Source organism: Pseudomonas sp. Irchel 3F3, assembly GCF_900187545.1.
Classification (GTDB): Bacteria; Pseudomonadota; Gammaproteobacteria; order Pseudomonadales; family Pseudomonadaceae; genus Aquipseudomonas; species Aquipseudomonas fortuita.
Window position 1 is genome coordinate 45,979 of sequence record NZ_FYDS01000008.1, and the last position, 19,364, is coordinate 65,342.

Sequence of the window (19,364 nt, forward strand, 5' to 3'; positions counted from 1 at the left end):
ACAGAACGAGGGCCACAGGCCCCAAGGACTCCGTGAAATGGCCTACCAGCCGCATGAAATCTTCTTTCGCAGCAGCGCCCCGGTCACCATCGACGAAGACAAATGCATCGCCGAAAAAGGCTGCACCGTGTGCGTCGAGGTTTGCCCCATGGACCTGCTGGCGATCAACCCAGCCACGCAAAAGGCCTACATGGCCTTCGATGAATGCTGGTACTGCATGCCCTGCGAGAAGGATTGCCCCACTGGCGCGGTGAAGGTCGACATTCCGTACCTGCTCCGCTGATTCATCCTGCCATCCGGTCAACCCCCGGACGCCCTCCTGCTGTGCCCCTCGTTTCCCACCACCCAAGCCGGGGGCGGAGACGACGCCAACTCTTATAACGATTCGAGGGGAAATACCCATGCGCCTTGCAGCAACCGTGGCCGGCCTCGCGCTGGCGCTCACTGGCCTGAACGCCAGCGCCGAAACCATCCGCATCGCGATCGGCACCCAGGACACCACCATCAACTGCGCCACCGGCGGCCTGCTGATACGTGAGCTGGGCCTGCTGGACAAGTACCTGCCGCACGACGGCAAGTATAAGGATGCGACCTACCAGATCGAATGGAAGAACTTCACCAGCGGTGCGCCGCTGACCAACGAAATGGTCGCCGGCAAACTCGACTTCGGCGCCATGGCCGACTTCCCGGGGTCGTTCAACGGCGTTGCACACCTGGATGCCGGCAAGCGCAGCCTGTTCATCAGTGTGCTGTCAGGCAGCGTGCATGGCAGCGGCAACGGCATCGTCGTGCCCGCCGCGTCCAGCGTGCAGTCGCTGGCGGAGCTCAAGGGCAAGACCATTTCGGTGCCGTTTGCTTCCACTGCCCACGGCATGCTGTTGCGCGCCGTCGCAGCCCAGGGTTGGGACCCGCAGAAGGATGTGCGGATCATCGCCCAGGCGCCGGAGATCGCCGGCTCCGCCCTGCGCAGCAACCGCATCGAGGCCCACGCCGACTTTGTGCCGTTCGCCGAGCTGTTCCCCAACCGCGGTTTTGCCCGCAAGATCTATGACGGCGCCCAGGCCAACGCACCGACGTTCCATGGTGCCCTGGTCGATGCCGACTATGCGAAGAAGTACCCGGAAGTGGTCACCGCCTACCTGCGCGCCAGCCTTGAAGCCGACCGCCTGATCGCTGCGGAGCCTGAAAAGTACAGCGAATTGATCGAGAAGGTCACGGGGATCGAAGCCGAGGTCAATTACCTGTTCCATGGCCCGCTCGGCCTGCAGACCCGCGACCTGACCTGGAAGCCTGAATATCGCCAGGCAGTCGCAACGTCCATCGATACGCTCAAACTGCTGAAAAAGACCGACCGTGGTCTGGACACCGACAAGTTCATCGACGACCAGTACATCCGCGGGGCCTTCAAGGAAGCTGGGCTGGATTACGACAAGGCGCTGAAGAACTACGACCCGTTACCGCTCAAAGCCAATGATGCGCTGACCGGCAAGCCGATCACCGATTTCAGCCGCCTGGCACAGGTCTGGGTGCGTGGTGAAGACAAGGTACGCCACTACGCTTCGCCAGAAGCGGCCCTTGGCGCCCTGGCCCAACTGGAGCAGGAAGGCAAGGACATCCGCGCCATCTACGCCCAGGCCGCCGACAGCGGGATCAAGTTGCTGGCCAACCAGGCCTGGTTCGTGCGCAACGGCAACGGCGAACTGGCGGCGTTCCTGCTCAAGGACCAAGCCGAGCAGTACGCCAAGGCCCATGGTGGCGAGGCGCTGGACTTCGTCAGTGCCAACCAGAAGCTGGTCGCCCAGCGCTGACCGGGAGCCACCGACATGACCCGCAACCTCAAGCGCTGGCCGCTGCGCCTGGCTTCGCTGCTGGCCTGCCTGCTGTTCTGGCAACTGGCGGCAAGCGTGAAGCTGGACCTCGGTCTGCTGACGTTCACCTATGTCCCCACACCCAAGGCGGTGCTGGAAGCTGCCTGGCAATTGCTGACCTCCAGCACGCTGCTGGCGCACCTGGGCAGCAGCCTGTCGCGGGTATTTGCCGGTTATGTCACTGCGGCGCTGACTGGCGTGGCCCTGGGGTTGCTGATCGGCCGCTCGAAATGGGCTGAAGACACCCTGCTGCCGCCGCTGGAAGTGCTGCGGCCGATTCCGGCGGTGGCGTGGATTCCGCTGGCGATCCTGATGTTCCCGTCGTCGGAACTGTCGATGGTGTTCATCACGTTCACCGGCGCGTTGTTCCCCATCCTGCTCAATACCGTGCACGGCGTGGAGGCAGTCGACCCGCGGCTGGTGGCATCGGCGCGCAGCCTCGGTGCCGGGCGCTGGGCGATCCTGCGCGAAGTGGTATTGCCTGGGGCGTTGCCCAGTATCGTCACAGGCCTGGCCATCGGCATGGGGACTTCATGGTTCTGTCTGGTCACTGCTGAGATGATTTCCGGGCAGTTCGGCATCGGCTACTACACCTGGGAGTCCTACACCTTGCAAAACTACCCGGACATCATCGTCGGCATGCTGCTGATCGGCGTGCTGGGCATGGGTAGCAGTGCCCTGGTCAAGCGCATCGGCGAGCTGGCCACGCCCTGGTACCGCACGCGGAGGGCCGGGTGATGAACAGCTTTCAACTTGCGCCAGGGCGTATCGAAGGGCATGGCCTGTCGATACACCTGGGGCACGGCAGCGACGCGTTCGAGGCGGTGCAGCGCTTGGACTTTGCCGTAGAGCCTGGCGAGTTTGTCTGCATCCTCGGCCCCTCTGGTTGTGGCAAGTCGACGTTGCTCGGCGCCTTGGCCGGGCACCTGGTGCCCAGCAGCGGCCAGTTGAAGGTGGACGGCCAGCCCGTTTCCGGCCCGTCGCCGCAGCGTGGCATGGTATTCCAGCATCACACCTTGCTGCCTTGGCGAAGCGTGCTCGACAACGTGGCCTTCGGCCTGAAGATGCAGGGCCTGGGCCGGGCCGAACGTCACCGGCAAGCACGCGAAATGTTGCAACTGGTAGGGCTGGCCGACTTTGCCGGGCGCTGGCCCAGCCAGCTGTCAGGCGGTATGCAGCAACGGGCCGAAATTGCCCGGGTGCTGATCAACCGCCCGGGGCTATTGCTGATGGATGAACCCTTCGGCGCCCTGGATGCGCAAACCCGTGCACGCATGCAGGAGCTGTTGCTGGATATCTGGGCAAGCATCCGTACCACCGTGGTGTTCGTCACCCACGATATCGACGAAGCGCTGTTCCTGGCCGACCGTATTCTGGTGATGAGCCCGCGCCCCGGTCGCTTTATCGAAGACATGCGCCTGGACTTTGCGCGGCCACGCCGCACCCGCCTGCTGACCACCCCTGAATTCACCCACCTCAAGCGTCACTGCCTGGCGTTGCTGCGCCACGAGGAAGGCCGCGAACTGCCGCGCCTGACCCCGTTGGGCCTGCCGGCCACCGACCACCCACCGCTACGGATCGCGCTATGACTGACCGAACGACCGACAACCCCGACATCCTTGCTCTGTTGCCTCGCCTTGATGCCACCGACGCTGGCGTGCGCCGCATCGCCCTGATCGAGCTGGCCGACCTGGAAGACCCGGATGGCTTGCCTTGGCTCACCGATGCCCTGCTGGTGGACGCCGCCGACGAGGTGCGTGCCGAGGCCGCGCGCCTGCTTGAGGCCTGGGAAGAACCCGAAGTTGTGCAAGCCCTGTGCGCTGCGCTGGCCGATGTCGCCGAGCCGGTACGGCTGGCAGCAGCGCAGAGCCTCAGCGAACTCAAGAGCCTTGAAGCCGGTCAGCTGATCCTGCCTTGGGTCAAGCACGCCGATGCCTTCGTCCGCGCCAGTGCCTTGCGAGCCTTGCGCGAGCTGCGCCTGGAGGATGCTGCCGAACCAGCGCTGCTGGCGCTGGCCGATGACGATGCGGCCGTGCGGCGTGAGGCAGTGGGCATTCTTGGCTGGCTCAAGCACCAGCCGGCGTTGCTGGCGCTGGCAGGGCTCGCCCAGGCCGAGCCGGACACCGAGGTGCGCCGTGCGGCCATCGGCGCGCTGGGCCTTGCCCGGGACAACTCGGTGTTGCCTGCGCTGGTGACGGCATTGGCTGACCAGGCCTGGCAAGTGCGCGAGGAAGCTGCCACCACGTTAGGCAAAGTCGGTCAGGACCAAGCAGGCCCGGCGCTGGTGGATGCCCTTGCCGACGACTTCTGGCAGGTCCGCCTGCGGGCAGCGCGCTCACTGGGTCGGCTGCGCTATGCCGCTGCACTGGACGCGCTTGGCTTATTGCTGGGCCATGGCATTGCCAACTTGCGCAAGGAGGCAGCGCTGGCGCTGGGCGAGCTGGGCCAGGCGCGTGCCTTGCCGGTGCTGCAGGCCGCCGAGGCTGACAGCGACCCCGAGGTGCGCAAGGCTGTACGGATTGCCCTGGCGCAATTGCGCGGGGCTGCCTGATGAACGCCCCGCAAGCCATTCGCAACTTGCGCCGGCCAGGGCAGCTGCTGCTGCAATGGGAAGACGGCGAGCACAGCCTCAGCCATACCCGTTTGCGCGGTGCTTGCCCTTGCTCACAATGCCGTGCGGCGCGGCTGGCGGGGGGGATCAGCCTGGTGCGCGACGATGTGCGGGTGGAGCGGATTACCTCGCAGGGATATGGCGTGCAGCTGGTGTTCAGCGATGGGCATGAGCGCGGGATCTACCCTTGGGCTTACTTGCGTGACCTAGTCAGCAAGGGAGGCTGATCCCTCAGGCTACCGCATCCCCTATAGGAGCAGCCTTGTATCTGCCCTGAAATTGTCGCCGGTCATTCACAATGCAATCAGCTCCGGCCGCAGCCCTTCCACCCGTCGCCCCGGCGGTGGCAGGTAACCGCCATCCCCGGTGATCTGGTGCAGCACCTTCTCGCGCAGCCCATGCAGTGCCACACCCGTACGTAACCGCGGGTGTGGCAGGTCTATCTCGACCACCGATTTGATCCTGCCCGGGCGTGGCTCCAGCACCACAACCCGATCAGCCAGGTATGTTGCCTCCTCGGCATCGTGGGTCACCAGCAAAGTTGTGATACCTGCTCGTTCGCGAATGGCCAGCAGCTCGTCTTGCAGTTGCTGGCGGGTCAGGGCATCCAGGGCGCCGAACGGCTCGTCGAGCAGCAGGATACGCGGGCTGGCCACAAGGCCACGGGCGATCGCCACGCGCTGCGCCATGCCGCCCGATAGCTGGTGTGGATAGGCCGACTCGAAGCCGACCAGTCCCACCAGTTGCACGAATTCATGCACCCGCCTGGCGCGTTCACCCTGGGTGAGCGACTCGTTGACCAGCCCCAAGGCAATGTTCTGTTCCACGTTCAACCACGGGAACAGCCGGTGCTCCTGGAACACGATGCCGCGTTCGCCACCAATGCCGCTGACCGCTTGGCCGTCGACACGGATGCTGCCGCTGTATTCGGTATCAAGCCCCACCAGCAAGCGCAGCAAGGTGGATTTGCCACAACCGGATGCGCCGACGATGGCAATGAACTCACCTTCGTTGATCGACAGGTTGAAGTTGCGGATAGCTTCGAACGGCTGGCCGTCCACGCTGAACACCTTGCCGACCCCCTCGAAGCTGACCAGAGGCGGGGTGCTGTTGGGCTGGTTGGCCGCCTGCAGGTGGGCCGTGTTGAATGCGTTCATGCGGTTCTCCAGCGCGTAGCGCGCGATTCGAGGCGTTGTCCAAGGGTGCCGAGCAGGGCGCCGACCAGGCCGATCAGGACCATGGCAGCCATCACCTGGTCCATGCGGAACAGTTGCTGGGCACCGATCATCAGGCTGGCGATGCCGCCGTCCGACGGCATGAAGTATTCCGCGCCGATGGTGCCCAGCCAGGCGTAGATCAGCGACAGGCGCAGGCCGGCGAAAATCGCCGGTGCCGCGCCGGGCAGCACCAGCAGGCGCAGGCGCTGCCACAGGTTCAGACGCAGGGTGCGGGCCGCTTCGCCCAGCTGTGGCGACAGGCTGGCGATACCGCGCTGGGTAGCGATCAGCAGCGGGAAGAAGGCGGCCAGGCCAACGAACACCAGCTTGGCCCCTTCACCCAGCCCGAACCACGCAGTGAGCAAAGGCACCCAAGCAAACAGCGCCACCTGGCGCAAGGCCGACAGGCTCGGCCCGAAGAGGCGTTCGGCTGTGCTGGAGAGCCCCAGCAGCAATCCGGCCAGCAAGCCCGCGGCGCCGCCCAGCAACAGGCCGCTCAGGGTGCGTTGCAGGCTCAGCAACAAGGCTTGCGGCAGCGACCCATCGGCCAGGCCGACGAGCAGCGTGCGCACTACCTCCAATGGCGAGGTGAGGATGTTCGGGTCAACCCAGCCGAAGCTGTTGCTGGCCTGCCATAGCACCAATATCCCCAGTGGCAGCAGCAGGCTTTGCCAGCCGCGCGGCAGAGGCCCGCGCTGCTGCTCGCCAGTGGCCGGTTGCGGCCAATACAGCAGGCGCTTTTCCAGCGCTGAGAAGCTGCGCTCCAGCGCGGCGCCGACCAGGCCGATCACCAGGATGCACAGCATCACCAGGTCGAGCATGAACAGCTGTCGCCCCCAAACCATCAGGTACCCGATCCCTTCGCTGGAGGCCAGCAACTCGACCGCCAACAGCGATGTCCAGCCAGTAGCCAGGGCCAGGCGCACGCCCGTGAGGAAGGCGGGCAGGGCAGCTGGCAGCAACAGGCGCAGGAACAGCAGGTGCTTTGGCAGGCGCAGAGCCGCAGCGGCCTCGCGCAGTTTTGGCTGGGCATCGCGCACACCCACCAGCGTGTGCAAGGTCACGGGGACCACCACGGCTTTTACCAGCACCACCAGCTTGAGCAGCTCGCCGATGCCGAAGAACAACATGAACAACGGAATCCAGGCCAGGGTGGGGATCTGGGCAAGCGCCACGAACGTCGGCAGTACCAGCGTCTGCGCCCGGCGCGAAGCACCCAGCCATACCCCCAGCAGCAGGCCGCTGGCAATGCCCGCCGCCAACCCCCAGAACAGCCGTTGCAGGCTTATCCACAGGTGCCCCCACAGCTCGCCGGAGCCAAACTCCAGTGCGCTTTGCCACACCAGTGCCGGTGCCGGCAGGATCTGCTCGCTCATCCAGTGCTGGCGGCTCGCCACCCCCCAAAGCAGTGCAATCATCACAGGCAACAACCAGGGAAGAACCCGTTTCCCAGAGCGTATGCGATCCCTGTGGGAGCGGCCTTGCGCCGCGAATGGGTCGCGTAGCGGCCCCCCCCGATTCCTGCTCAGCACTCCATTCATCGGCCATCTCTCGAAGCGTTGTTAGGTTATTCACTTATGGAATTAAAAAAACAATAAAGTGATCTTCAAGAGATAAGAGCATGCGTTCCCTGCATACGGAAGCCCTCTTGCGTTGCGTTTTCCTCATATTTTCCATGCGTTTTCCGCAAGCTCCCCGCAGCCCCGCATGTCGCCTGATTTATGCCTTCCAGTTACTGAAAGATGAAGTTTTGATCTTTGTAGGTTCTAACCAGACCTGCCTAGCTTCTGGCCAAAGCGCCGGCCATCGCCGGTGGCAGCCTGCCAAGGAGCCTTGCCATGAAAACCCCGTTGCGCCACCTGATTACCGCCCTTGGGCTGGCTTTCACCCTCGGTGCCCACGCGGCTGAACCCGCCAAGCCAGAAAGCATTCGCATCGCCGTGCCCGACCTCAGTGCCGGCAGCAAGCCCAGCGCCGGTGGCGTGGTCGATGTGCTGCGTGACCAGCAGCTACTGGAGAAGGCATTTGCCAAGGACGGCATCCGCATCGACTGGCACTTCTTCAAGGGCGCCGGGCCCGTGGTGAACGAGGCGCTGGCAAACGGCCAGGCTGACTTCGCCTATCTGGGCGACCTGGCCGCGATCGTCGGCAAGGCCAATGGCCTGGACACCCGCGTGCTGTCGGCTGGCGTGCGTGGGGTCAAGAGCTACCTGGGCGTGGTGCCCGGCTCTGGCATCAAGACCCTGCAAGACCTCAAGGGCAAGCGCGTGGCGGTGTTCCGCGGCACAGCCAACCAGCTGTCGTTCGCCAGCGCCCTGGCCAGCCAGGGGCTTTCCGAGCGTGAGCTGAAAGTGATCAACCTGGATTTAAACGCCGCCAATGCTGCGCTGGCCGCCAAACAGATCGACGCCACCTGGGGTTTGTCGAACCTGCTGTCTTTGCGAGAGCGCGGGCTGGTCGAGCTCCCGGTCAATTCGCGTGACCTGGAAGGGGCCGGCAGCACTCAGGCGGTGCTGCTGGGCACCGGCGATTTCATCCGTAAATACCCCGAGCTGGTCCAGCGCCTGATCAATGCCCAGCAGCAAGCCAGTGCCTGGCTGCGCGATGAACACAACCGCCAGGCCTATATCGATCTGGTGGCCAGCAACGCCAACTGGCCGCGCAACATCCTCAGCGATGACCTGGCCAAGGAAGACCTTGCCCATTACTTCGATCCACGCCTGGACGCTGACTTCGTAGGCCAGCTGCAGCAGGGCGTAGACCTGGCCGCCAAGGAGCGCCTGATCCGCCGTGGCTTCCAGGTAGCCGACTGGGTCGAGCCACGCTTCCTCGATGCGGCGCTGCAACAGGAACAGCCCGTGCAGGCCGCCCGTTGAACCTTCAAAAAACCCGACAATGACCGCAAGGACCATGACCATGAGCAATGCCGCCCTGGCCACCGCGCCACAAGCCCTTGAACTCGACATTCACCCGGTTGCCGGCCGTATCGGCGCGGAAATTCGTGGGGTCAGGCTGTCCGCCGACCTCGATGCCGCCACCATCGAGGCCATCCAGGCTGCACTGGTGCAGCACAAGGTGATCTTCTTCCGTGATCAGACCCACCTGGATGACCAAAGCCAGGAAGGCTTTGCCAAACGGCTTGGCGAGCCGGTAGCCCACCCCACCGTGCCGGTGGTGGATGGCACCAGCTACCTGCTGCAACTCGATGGCGCCGAAGGCCAGCGGGCCAACTCCTGGCACACCGACGTGACGTTCGTCGACGCCTACCCCAAGGCTTCGATCCTGCGTAGCGTGGTAGCGCCGGCTTCGGGTGGCGATACCGTTTGGGCCAACACGGCTGCGGCTTATCAGGAGCTGCCCGAGCCGCTGCGCGAACTGGCCGACAAGCTGTGGGCGGTGCACAGCAACGAATACGACTACGCCAGCATCAAGCCCGACGTGGACCCGGCCAAGCTGGAGCGCTACCGCAAGGTGTTCACCTCCACGGTGTACGAAACCGAACACCCGGTGGTGCGCGTACACCCGATCAGCGGAGAGCGGGCGCTGCAACTGGGGCATTTCGTGAAACGCATCAAAGGCTATTCGCTGGCGGATTCGCAGCACCTGTTTGCTGTGCTGCAAGGGCATGTGACGCGCCTGGAGAACACTGTGCGCTGGCGCTGGCAGGCGGGGGATGTGGCGATCTGGGATAACCGCGCGACGCAGCATTATGCGGTGGATGACTACGGGACCCAGCCACGGGTGGTACGGCGTGTGACCTTGGCGGGAGAGGTGCCGGTGGGCGTGGATGGCCAATTGAGCCGGACTACCCGCAAGGGCTGAGCCCAGTAGAGAACCCTGTGTAGGAGCAGCACAAGGCTGCTCCTACATCTGGCTTCGCACGCCTTCACATTTCGGTATCACAGGCAATCAACTGCCTGACCAGCCCCTGCGCCAACGGCGACAAGCCATACCCCACCCGGCTTACCACCCCATAGCGGGTATGGCACGCCTCTTCCTGCTCCGGTGTCAGGTCAGCCAGCTTCAACTGCACCAGCCCGCCCTCGCGTTGATACGGCCGCAAATTGGCATTGCAGGCAATGCCGATGGTGTCCGAATGCATCACCACATTCAGCAACGCATACCCGTGCTCGCACTCCACCGCTGGCAAGAAGTCCTGGCGCCCGCTGAGGTCGCTGAGGATCTTGCGGATGTTCGGCGGGCGGAAGGTAGTGGCCATCGGGTAGTCGAACAGGTCGCGTGCCTGCACGGCCTCCTGCTCGGTCAGAGGGTGCCCGGCGCGGCAGCAGAAATGCCAGCGTTGTGGCGTCAGCTTGTGCACCTGATAGTCCGGGTCGGACTCGAACTGGCGCGTGTCGGCGACAAAGAACTCGATCTCTTCGGCAACCAGCTTGCGGTTCAGCGCCTGCCAGTTGTCCACCTGGAAGCAGGTGCGCGCCGCCGGGTACTCGGCCACGAAGCGCGCCACCGCCCGCGGCACCAGGCCACCGGCTGGCGCAGGGCCGGAGCCAAAGCGCACCACCCCGGTCGTGGCGCCGTTGAACTGGTGGATCTCATTGACCAGATTGTGCGCCCCATGCACCAGCCGCCGCGAATGCTCCAGCACCAGCAAGCCTTGGCGGGTGGGCGCCAGTTCCTTGCTGGCGCGGTCGACCAGGCGGCAGCCGATGTTGTGCTCCAAGGTCTGGATACTGCGGCTGAAGGCCGATTGCGACAGGTTCACCGCCGCCGCAGCGGCCACGAAACTGCGGTGCTCGACAAGGGCGATGTAGTGGCGCAGCTGACGCAGATCGATATGCATTTTCTACATTAAAACCTTCGGTCAAATGCAATTGCTGACAAGGGTGAGTCCCCTTATAAAGGGTGTTACTTATTCCACTAAATATGAATTACAAATATTTATATCACTTAAAAGAATATAAGCCCGACTGACCGCGATTCGGTTCCGCCAACGGAAATGCTCGCCAGGGCCCACGCCTCAAGGAGCATTTGCATGTCCGGACTTTCTCGTTGGCCTGCGCGCGCGTCGCGTTTCACCTTGCAACCCTTGGCCGCCGGCGTGCTACTGGCGGCGTCCTCTGGCAGCTTCGCCGAAGAGCCGGTCAGCGCCACCCCGGCGGTGGAGCAGGAGGCCAAGCTCGGCACCGTCACGGTCAATGCCCGCCGCCGCGAGGAAACCGCGCAAAGCGTGCCCACGCCGATCAGCGTGCTGGACAGCGAAACCCTGGAAACCCAGCGCATCTACCGCGTGCAGGATTTGCAACAACTGGTACCCAGCACCAACGTCGCCTACGTGCATGCCCGTCAGTCGAGCATCTCGATCCGTGGCCTGGGCAACAATCCGGCCAGTGATGGCCTGGAGGGCAGCGTCGGCATCTACCTGGACAACGTCTACCTCGGCCGCCCCGGCATGGCGGTATTCGACCTGCTGGATGTGGAGCAACTGGAAGTGCTGCGCGGCCCGCAGGGCACGCTATTCGGCAAGAACACTACGGCCGGCGTGCTCAACATCACTACGCGCAAGCCGACCTTCCACCGCGAAGGCAGCATCCAGCAGTCGATTGGCGAAGACGGCTATCTGCAAACCCAAGGCAGCTTCTCGGGGCCGATCAGCGAGACCCTGGCCGGGCGCATCAGTGCCTACCGCACCGAAGACGACGGCTATGTGAAGAACATCCACAACGGTGACGACCTCAACGGCGGCAAGCGCCAAGGCTTCCGCACACAATTGCTGTTCAAGCCCAGCGAAACATTCAACCTGCGCTGGATTGGCGAATACAACGAAGAAGACTCCAACAACGGCATCCTCAGCCTGTACAGCACCGGCCCCACCATCAATGGCGTCAACCGCTACGAAAGCCTGGCCGCCCAGGCGGGCGCGACGCTGGTGTCGGGCAAGGATCGCAAGGTCAATTTCGACGCCGACCAGCAGGTGACGGTGTTCCAGGGCGGCACTTCGGTGGAGGCCAACTGGACCTTGCCCAATGATTTCACCCTGACTTCGATCACTGCCTACCGCTGGTGGGACTTCACCCCGCGCAACGACGATGGTCTTGACGTACCGGTGTTCTACAGCGCCGGGGTTTCGGTACGTGACAAGCAGTACTCGCAGGAAATCCGCCTGGCTTCGCCTACGGGTGGCGCCTTCGACTACGTGCTGGGTGCCTATTACTTCAAGCAGGACCTGGACAACAAATCCTTTACTTACTACGGGCCGCAGGCGGATGTCTGGAACCTCACACCGGCCGGTGCGCTGAACAACGTCAACAGCATTGGTGACGGGCACATCGATACCGACAGCTATGCGTTGTTCGCCCAGGGCACCTGGCATGTCACCGACCGCCTGGACTTCACCGCCGGCGTGCGCGGTACCTATGAAGAAAAGAGCGCCTGGGTGACCCGCGACGCACCTGACGGCGGCGCCGCTGTAACCGGGGCAGCTGCTGCCGCGCGCCAAGCCCGGATAGGGGCCTACGATTCGGGCGACCTCAACCAGTACAGCTTCAGCCCTTCCGGCCTGTTGGGCCTGAGCTACCGTTTCAACGAGCAGCTGCTGGGCTATGCCACCCTGACCCACGGTGAGAAGTCTGGTGGCGTCAACCTTACTGTTGGCGCTGCACCACGGCTGGGCACCGATTCGCTGCTGGTGGGTACCGAGCGGGTAAACAACGCCGAACTGGGCCTGAAAAGCACCCTGTTCGACGGTCGCCTGCAACTCAACAGCAACCTGTTCTGGGCCGAGGTGCATGGCTACCAGGCCAACGTTTACGACCAGATCAACCGCGTGCAGTACCTGGCCAACGCCGGCAGCGTGCGCTCGCGCGGCCTGGAGTTCGAAGCCACGGCGCTGCCGATCCGCGGCCTCACGGTCAACTTCAACGGCTCGTGGAACGACGTGCGCTACACCGAATACAAGGATGCCCCATGCCCGCCTGAGGTGAGCCTGGCCAATGCCACCGCCACCTGCGACCTGTCCGGCCACCAAGTGGTCGGCGCCTCCAAGTACATCGCCAACCTCAACACCCAGTACAAGTGGCAAGCCACCGAGCATGTCGAGCCTTACGTCACTGCCAGCTATGCCTTCCGCTCGAAGGCCGTGGGCACCATCGATGATTCCGATTTCGGCCAGATCCCCAGCTATGCGCTGGTCAACCTTTCCGCCGGTGTGCGCCTGGACCAGGGCGATGGCGTGGTCGACCTGTCGCTGTGGGTGAAAAACGCCGGCGACAAAACCTACTTCACCAGCCTGTGGAACTCCGCCAACGGTGGCTATGCCGGCGTGCTCGGCACCCCGCGCACCTTCGGCGCCACCGCCCGTTACGACTTCTGAGCACAAGGAGCTTTGCCATGAATGCCAAGACCGAAACCCCTGCACTGCCTGAAGGCGCCTGCCTGACCGCCAAGGTTCCCGAGCGTGACGAGGCGCTGCTCGGCGATGTGGTTGTGAACCCGTACCGCCTGGCGCCGCTGACCGCGATCATCCGCGACGGCGGGCGCAGCCTGAGTGATGCGCATGTGCGTGTACTGGGGCGTGGCGAGCGCGGTGTGGACATTGTCTATGACGTGTCTGACCGTTCGTTGTGGACCTACGGCGGCATCCCGGTATTCGGGCTGTACCCGGACTACGTCAACCAGGTCGAGGTGACCTACAAGCTCGACGGCGAGCGCATTCGCGAGCAGTACCAGATCTACGCCCCGGCCGTGCGCCTGCCGGTGGTGGCCAGGCAGACCGCCGCGTTGCCGGAAGTGCAGCCGGTCAAGGTAGCGCCAGGCTTTGAAAAGCGCCTGTACCTGTTCAACCACCTGCAGGGTGACATCCCGGGCGGCCGCGCCTTCAAGTGGAATGCCCTGGGTGGCGCAGCGGAATGGGACCAGGTGGGCAACAACTGGATTGCCGACAGCAATGGCGATGTGCGCTGGTACCTGGATATCGAACAGATCCACGACTCCAACCGTCGCGATGGCTTGGGCGGCACCATGGGCTTCCAGCAGACCCGCGACGGCAAGCTCATCTGGGGCCAGGGCCAGACCTACTCCAAGTACGACCTGCTGGGTCGGCGCATCTGGCAGCGCAGCCTGCCCGACAAGTTCGCCGACTTCTCCCACGAAATCCGCGAAACCGCCAACGGCACCTACCTGCTGCGGGTGGGCACCAGCGACTACCGGCGCCCCGACGGCAAACGTGTACGTTCGATTCGCGACCACATCATCGAGGTCAGTGAGGCCGGGGACGTACTGGACTTCTGGGACCTCAACCAGATCCTCGACCCCTACCGTGGCGACCTGCTGGAAACGTTGGGTAAAGCGGCTATCCAGTTGCCGGAAGGGGTGCAGAAGCAAGGCGAGCGTCTGGCGAATGAACTGGCCGAGGGCGACTTGCCCTTCGGCGACACCCCGGGGGTGGGTACCGGGCGCAACTGGGCACACGTCAATGCCATCGATTACGACGCCGATGACGACAGCATCATCGTTTCAGCACGGCATCAGGGCGTGGTGAAGATTGGTCGCGACAAGCAGGTGAAGTGGATTCTGGCCTCGCCCCAAGGCTGGCCTGAGCGCCTGCGCGATAAAGTGCTGACGCCGGTTGCGAGCGCAAGCTTCGACTGGTCGTGGACCCAGCACACCGCCTGGCTGACCGGCAAAGGCACGCTGACGGTGTTCGATAACGGCTGGGGGCGCGACTTTGCGCCAACCAGGCTTGCCGGCAACTACAGCCGGGCGGTGGAGTACCGTATCGACGAGGCCAAGGGCACGGTCGAGCAGGTGTGGGAGTACGGCAAGGAGCGTGGCGACGAGTGGTACAGCCCGGTGACCTCGGTGGTGGCTTACCGGCCAGAGACCGACACCCAGTTCATCTATTCGGCTTCGGTGAACTTCCTGACCCCCGAGAAACTGACCACCACCGTGCTCAACGAGGTACGGCGCGGGACCCAGGAGGTGCTGGTGGAGTTGAAGGTGCATAGCCGGCAGCCGGGCAGTGTTGGCTACCGGGCTCTGGTGATCGACCTGGCCAAGGCATTCTGATCCATCCCCTTCGGGAGGGCCGTCGGTCCTCCCTTCACATTTCCTTCAGCCCGTTCGTCTAACCTGTACTGGCCCTTTCGCGGGCACGCCCGCTCCCACAGGTACCCCACCGGTCTCCAATTCGGTGCAGTACCTGTGGGAGCGGGCGTGCCCGCGAAGAGGCCGGTTGCCACTACCCAAATGATGAAATTTCCGCCCGGCTGTTCAACCATTCGTTCTTTTTTTCGAACAGCCTATTGTCCAACACCCCAGCAGCCGCTTAGCATTCGTTTGAGATTTCAAACGCTCGATGCCCTGCCTTGGGCGCTTTTCAACAATCAACAATTCGGGAAGCCGACATGCAGCTCAAAGACGCTCAGTTGTTCCGCCAGCAAGCCTACATCAATGGTGAGTGGCTGGATGCGGACAATGGCCAGACCATCAAGGTGACCAACCCGGCCACCGGTGAAGTCATCGGCACCGTGCCGAAGATGGGTACCGCGGAAACCCGCCGTGCCATCGAAGCTGCCGACAAGGCCCTGCCGGCCTGGCGTGCACTGACCGCCAAAGAGCGTTCGGCCAAGCTGCGTCGCTGGTTCGAACTGATGATCGAGAACCAGGACGACCTGGCTCGCCTGATGACCACCGAACAAGGTAAGCCACTGGCCGAAGCCAAGGGCGAAATCGCCTACGCCGCCTCGTTCATCGAGTGGTTCGCCGAAGAGGCCAAGCGCGTCTACGGTGACACCATCCCGGGCCACCAGCCAGACAAGCGCCTGATCGTCATCAAGCAGCCAATCGGTGTTACCGCGGCCATCACCCCGTGGAACTTCCCGGCCGCCATGATCACCCGTAAAGCCGGCCCGGCCCTGGCCGCTGGCTGCACCATGGTGCTCAAGCCTGCTTCGCAAACCCCTTACTCCGCCCTGGCCCTGGTCGAGCTGGCCCACCGTGCCGGTATCCCGGCTGGCGTGCTGAGCGTCGTGACCGGCAGCGCTGGCGAAGTTGGCGGCGAACTGACCGGCAACTCCCTGGTACGCAAGCTGTCCTTCACCGGCTCGACCGAAATCGGTCGCCAGCTGATGCAAGAGTGCGCCAAGGACATCAAGAAGGTTTCTCTGGAGCTGGGTGGCAACGCCCCCTTCATCGTGTTCGACGATGCCGACCTGGACAAGGCGGTTGAAGGCGCGATCATCTCCAAGTACCGCAACAACGGCCAGACCTGCGTCTGCGCCAACCGTATCTACGTGCAGGACGGCGTTTATGACGCGTTCGCCCAGAAGCTGGCCGCTGCAGTTGCCAAGCTGAAGATCGGTAACGGCCTGGAAGACGGCACCACCACGGGCCCGCTGATCGACGGTAAAGCTGTCGCCAAGGTTCAGGAACACATCGAAGACGCCGTCTCCAAAGGCGCCAAGGTGCTGTCCGGTGGCAAGCTGATCGAAGGCAACTTCTTCGAGCCGACCATCCTGGTCGACGTGCCTAAAACCGCCGCTGTCGCCAAGGAAGAGACCTTCGGCCCACTGGCGCCGCTGTTCCGCTTCAAAGACGAAGCCGAAGTCATCGCCATGTCCAACGACACCGAGTTCGGCCTGGCTTCGTACTTCTATGCCCGCGACATGAGCCGTGTGTTCCGTGTTGCCGAAGCCCTGGAATACGGCATGGTGGGTATCAACACCGGCCTGATCTCCAACGAAGTGGCACCGTTTGGTGGCATCAAGGCTTCGGGCCTGGGCCGCGAAGGTTCCAAATACGGTATCGAGGACTACCTCGAAATCAAATACCTGTGCATCAGCGTCTGATAGCACGGTAAAGGCTTTACCTCTGCCAGCGGGGCGCGAGAGCGACGTCTCGCTGGCCTTTTTTACATCGCAGTACCTGGTGGCCAGGGCGTTTACGGCAGTCGATCAACGAATACTGTGCGCGAGCACTCCCAGCCACCCCCGAATAAAAGCGCCATTCCTGTCGGCGCAATGAGGGCATTATGAGCAAGACCAACGAATCCTTGATGCAACGTCGTGTAGCTGCCGTCCCACGTGGCGTTGGCCAGATCCACCCGATCTTCGTCGACACCGCGAAGAACTCGACCGTGATCGACGTTGAAGGCCGCGAACTGATCGACTTCGCCGGCGGCATCGCAGTACTGAACACCGGCCACCTGCACCCGAAAGTGGTTGCAGCCGTGCAAGAGCAGCTGACCAAAGTCAGCCACACCTGCTTCCAGGTGCTGGCCTACGAACCCTACGTAGAGCTGTGCGAAAAGATCAACAAGCTGGTCCCAGGCGACTTCGACAAGAAGACCCTGCTGGTCACCACCGGCTCCGAAGCCGTTGAAAACGCCGTCAAGATCGCCCGTGCTGCCACTGGCCGTGCTGGCGTCATCGCCTTCACCGGCGGCTACCACGGCCGTACCATGATGACGCTGGGCCTGACCGGCAAGGTCGTGCCGTACTCCGCTGGTATGGGCCTGATGCCAGGCGGCATCTTCCGCGCCCTGTTCCCGAGCGAACTGCACGGTATCAGCGTTGACGACGCCATTGCTTCGGTCGAGCGCATCTTCAAGAACGACGCCGAGCCGCGTGACATCGCCGCGATCATCCTCGAGCCGGTACAAGGCGAAGGCGGCTTCCTGCCAGCGCCGAAAGAGCTGATGAAGCGCCTGCGCGCGCTGTGCGACCAGCACGGCATCCTGCTGATCGCCGACGAAGTTCAGACGGGTGCTGGCCGTACCGGTACCTTCTTCGCCATGGAACAGATGGGCGTTGCGCCTGACCTGACCACCTTCGCCAAATCCATCGCTGGCGGCTTCCCGCTGGCCGGTGTGTGCGGTAAGGCCGAGTACATGGACGCCATCGCCCCGGGCGGCCTGGGCGGCACCTACGCCGGTTCGCCGATCGCTTGCGCCGCGGCCCTGGCCGTGATCGAAGTGTTCGAAGAAGAAAAACTGCTGGACCGCAGCAAGGCTGTAGGTGAGCGCCTGACCGCTGGCCTGCGCGAAATCCAGAAGAAGCACCCGATCATCGGCGACGTCCGTGGTCTGGGCTCGATGATTGCTGTTGAAGTCTTCGAGAAAGGCACTCACACCCCGAACGCTGCTGCTGTTGGCCAGGTTGTTGCCAAGGCACGCGACAAGGGTCTGATCCTGCTGTCCTGCGGCACCTACGGCAACGTTCTGCGTATCCTGGTACCGCTGACTGCCGAAGACGCACTGCTGGACAAAGGCCTGGCCATCATCGAAGAGTGCTTCGCTGAACTCGCTTGATGTGACGCGCTTCTGAAAAAACCCGCTTCGGCGGGTTTTTTTTGTGCCCTGAAAAGCCATGTGGCGCTATGGTTGTCGGAGGACTGGCTTTGGAAGCTGCGACGGAACGTGTGTCAGGCTATTCAGGAGTAGTTGGCGATGAACGCTGCAGACCCCACCCCACCCAGCGTACTGATTGTGGAAGGCGACCCGTGGGTGCGTGACATGCTCAGCGAGATGCTGCTCAGTGTGCGCTGCGATGCCCGCCTGCAGGTGTGCGCCGATGGGGCGCAGGCACTCAGCGCGCTGTCCAGCAAGCCAGACCTGATTATCGCCGCCCGCGAGCTGGCCGGTGTCGATGGCCTGGACCTGTTGCGCAAGGTGCGCGCCAAAGGGCCCGGCTTGCCGTTCATCCTCATGAGCAACCGCAGCGACAGCGCCAGTGTGCGCGAGGTGTTGCCCCTGCACCCCACTGCCTACCTGAGCAAACCCCTGAACCTGGACAACCTGCGCAAGCGCCTGGAAGAGCTGCTGCTGGCCGTTGGCGAAGAAATCGCCTGCCCGGTGCCGGCGTTGCAGGCAGGTGCCAGCCTGCCCACCTACCTTGAGCAGCGCCGTGCTACCGCCGATGGCGGGCCGCTGTTGGCCGACGTGCAGGTGGCGATCAAGCGGGCGCTCAACCCTCAGGGCCTGAACCTGAAGGTGCTCGAAGAGGAAGTGCGTAACGACCCTCAGGTTACCGCCGTCCTTATCGCGGCTGCCAACAGCGCTGCGTTGCACCGTGAAGCGCCGGTGCAAACCTTGCTGCAGGCCCTGAACAAGCTTGGCAGCACCCAGAGCATGAATCTGATTCTGGGCATGACCCTCAAGCGCAGTGCACGGCTCAGCGACCCGTTGCTGGCGCAGCACGCGGCCGGGTATTGGCAGCTTTCACTGCATACGGCCGAATATGGCCGTACATTGGCGCGCATGCTCGAGCTGGACGAAGGGCGCTGCTATTGCGCGGGGTTGCTGCATTGCCTGGGCGACCTGGCCGTGTTGCGCTGCCTGCAAGAGTGGCGGTTGGCCGGGGGCGAGCTAGACGAACATAACGTGCAGCAATCGTTGGATGAGTTCGGAGCAGCGTTCGGCTCGGCGCTGCGGACACGCTGGCGTTTGCCGCTGGCCTTGCGCGAATTGATCGCGGCGATCTACCAGTTGGGCGGCGGCGTGTATTCGCGGGAGATCCTGGCCATGAACCTGGCGGGGCAGTTGTCGCGGCTGCCGGCCGAGCAGGGGCTGGAGAAAGTGGCCAGTGGCAAGACCGCGCGCTTGCTGAAGATGGGCCTGCCGGAGCTGAACCGGCTGCGCAAGGTGGATAACCCGGAGGTGAAGCCCCAGGAAGAGCCGCCTGTGGCGGAGGCTGAAGCGCCCAGCTGAGATGT

16 protein-coding genes are annotated in these 19,364 nt (G+C 63.5%); 13 read left to right on the forward strand and 3 right to left on the reverse strand.

Features of this window, described 5'->3' with window-relative positions; genetic code table 11:
- The first annotated feature begins 37 nt into the window (after positions 1-37).
- The 6 genes from CKW35_RS18635 (at position 38) to CKW35_RS18660 (ending at position 4,706) form a co-directional block, all read left to right on the forward strand.
- On the forward strand, positions 38-283 hold the full coding sequence (locus CKW35_RS18635; RefSeq protein WP_095116584.1) for a ferredoxin family protein: 246 nt from the start codon (positions 38-40) through the stop codon (positions 281-283).
- Between the two features lie 118 nt (positions 284-401).
- Positions 402-1,808, forward strand: a complete 1,407-nt coding sequence (locus CKW35_RS18640) for an ABC transporter substrate-binding protein (protein ID WP_095116586.1) — start codon at positions 402-404, stop codon at positions 1,806-1,808.
- A 15-nt stretch (positions 1,809-1,823) separates the two neighbouring features.
- Complete coding sequence (locus tag CKW35_RS18645; RefSeq protein ID WP_095116588.1) at positions 1,824-2,606, forward strand: ABC transporter permease; 783 nt, start codon at positions 1,824-1,826, stop codon at positions 2,604-2,606.
- On the forward strand, positions 2,606-3,457 hold the full coding sequence (locus tag CKW35_RS18650; protein ID WP_016484365.1) for an ABC transporter ATP-binding protein: 852 nt from the start codon (positions 2,606-2,608) through the stop codon (positions 3,455-3,457). Before CKW35_RS18645 ends, CKW35_RS18650 begins: the two co-directional genes overlap by 1 nt.
- Positions 3,454-4,419, forward strand: coding sequence for a HEAT repeat domain-containing protein (locus CKW35_RS18655; RefSeq protein WP_016484366.1), 966 nt, complete (start codon positions 3,454-3,456; stop codon positions 4,417-4,419). Before CKW35_RS18650 ends, CKW35_RS18655 begins: the two co-directional genes overlap by 4 nt.
- On the forward strand, positions 4,419-4,706 hold the full coding sequence (locus CKW35_RS18660) for a gamma-butyrobetaine hydroxylase-like domain-containing protein (RefSeq protein WP_095116590.1): 288 nt from the start codon (positions 4,419-4,421) through the stop codon (positions 4,704-4,706). The genes CKW35_RS18655 and CKW35_RS18660 overlap by 1 nt, the downstream gene beginning before the upstream one ends.
- Before the next feature lie 66 nt (positions 4,707-4,772).
- Here the strand turns inward: CKW35_RS18660 and CKW35_RS18665 are convergent, their stop codons facing one another.
- The gene (locus CKW35_RS18665) at positions 4,773-5,636 is read right to left on the reverse strand and encodes an ABC transporter ATP-binding protein (protein WP_016484368.1); all 864 of its coding nucleotides are present in this window, start codon (positions 5,634-5,636) and stop codon (positions 4,773-4,775) included.
- Positions 5,633-7,237: an ABC transporter permease gene (locus CKW35_RS18670; RefSeq protein ID WP_256583402.1), complete on the reverse strand. Its 1,605-nt coding sequence runs from the start codon at positions 7,235-7,237 to the stop codon at positions 5,633-5,635. Before CKW35_RS18670 ends, CKW35_RS18665 begins: the two co-directional genes overlap by 4 nt.
- A 297-nt stretch (positions 7,238-7,534) precedes the next feature.
- Between CKW35_RS18670 and CKW35_RS18675 the strand changes: the two genes are divergently transcribed.
- On the forward strand, positions 7,535-8,572 hold the full coding sequence (locus CKW35_RS18675; RefSeq protein ID WP_023048650.1) for an ABC transporter substrate-binding protein: 1,038 nt from the start codon (positions 7,535-7,537) through the stop codon (positions 8,570-8,572).
- 40 nt (positions 8,573-8,612) lie between these two features.
- On the forward strand, positions 8,613-9,518 hold the full coding sequence (locus CKW35_RS18680) for a TauD/TfdA family dioxygenase (RefSeq protein WP_016484371.1): 906 nt from the start codon (positions 8,613-8,615) through the stop codon (positions 9,516-9,518).
- A 64-nt stretch (positions 9,519-9,582) separates the two neighbouring features.
- Here CKW35_RS18680 and CKW35_RS18685 read toward each other — a convergent pair whose 3' ends face one another.
- Positions 9,583-10,497, reverse strand: coding sequence for a LysR family transcriptional regulator (locus CKW35_RS18685; RefSeq protein WP_016484372.1), 915 nt, complete (start codon positions 10,495-10,497; stop codon positions 9,583-9,585).
- Between the two features lie 192 nt (positions 10,498-10,689).
- On the opposite strand from CKW35_RS18685, the gene CKW35_RS18690 reads away from it, so the two are divergent.
- The 5 genes from CKW35_RS18690 to CKW35_RS18710 all read left to right on the forward strand — a co-directional run bounded on the left by CKW35_RS18690 (position 10,690) and on the right by CKW35_RS18710 (position 19,359).
- Positions 10,690-13,026, forward strand: a complete 2,337-nt coding sequence (locus CKW35_RS18690) for a TonB-dependent receptor (RefSeq protein ID WP_060518099.1) — start codon at positions 10,690-10,692, stop codon at positions 13,024-13,026.
- A 17-nt stretch (positions 13,027-13,043) separates the two neighbouring features.
- Complete coding sequence (locus CKW35_RS18695) at positions 13,044-14,720, forward strand: aryl-sulfate sulfotransferase (protein WP_095116591.1); 1,677 nt, start codon at positions 13,044-13,046, stop codon at positions 14,718-14,720.
- Positions 14,721-15,058: 338 nt separating this feature from the next.
- Positions 15,059-16,501, forward strand: coding sequence for an NADP-dependent succinate-semialdehyde dehydrogenase (gene gabD / locus CKW35_RS18700; RefSeq protein WP_016484375.1), 1,443 nt, complete (start codon positions 15,059-15,061; stop codon positions 16,499-16,501).
- A 182-nt stretch (positions 16,502-16,683) separates the two neighbouring features.
- Positions 16,684-17,961, forward strand: coding sequence for a 4-aminobutyrate--2-oxoglutarate transaminase (gene gabT, locus CKW35_RS18705; RefSeq protein ID WP_016484376.1), 1,278 nt, complete (start codon positions 16,684-16,686; stop codon positions 17,959-17,961).
- A 138-nt stretch (positions 17,962-18,099) separates the two neighbouring features.
- Positions 18,100-19,359: a response regulator gene (locus tag CKW35_RS18710; protein ID WP_023048203.1), complete on the forward strand. Its 1,260-nt coding sequence runs from the start codon at positions 18,100-18,102 to the stop codon at positions 19,357-19,359.
- Positions 19,360-19,364 lie beyond the last annotated feature (5 nt).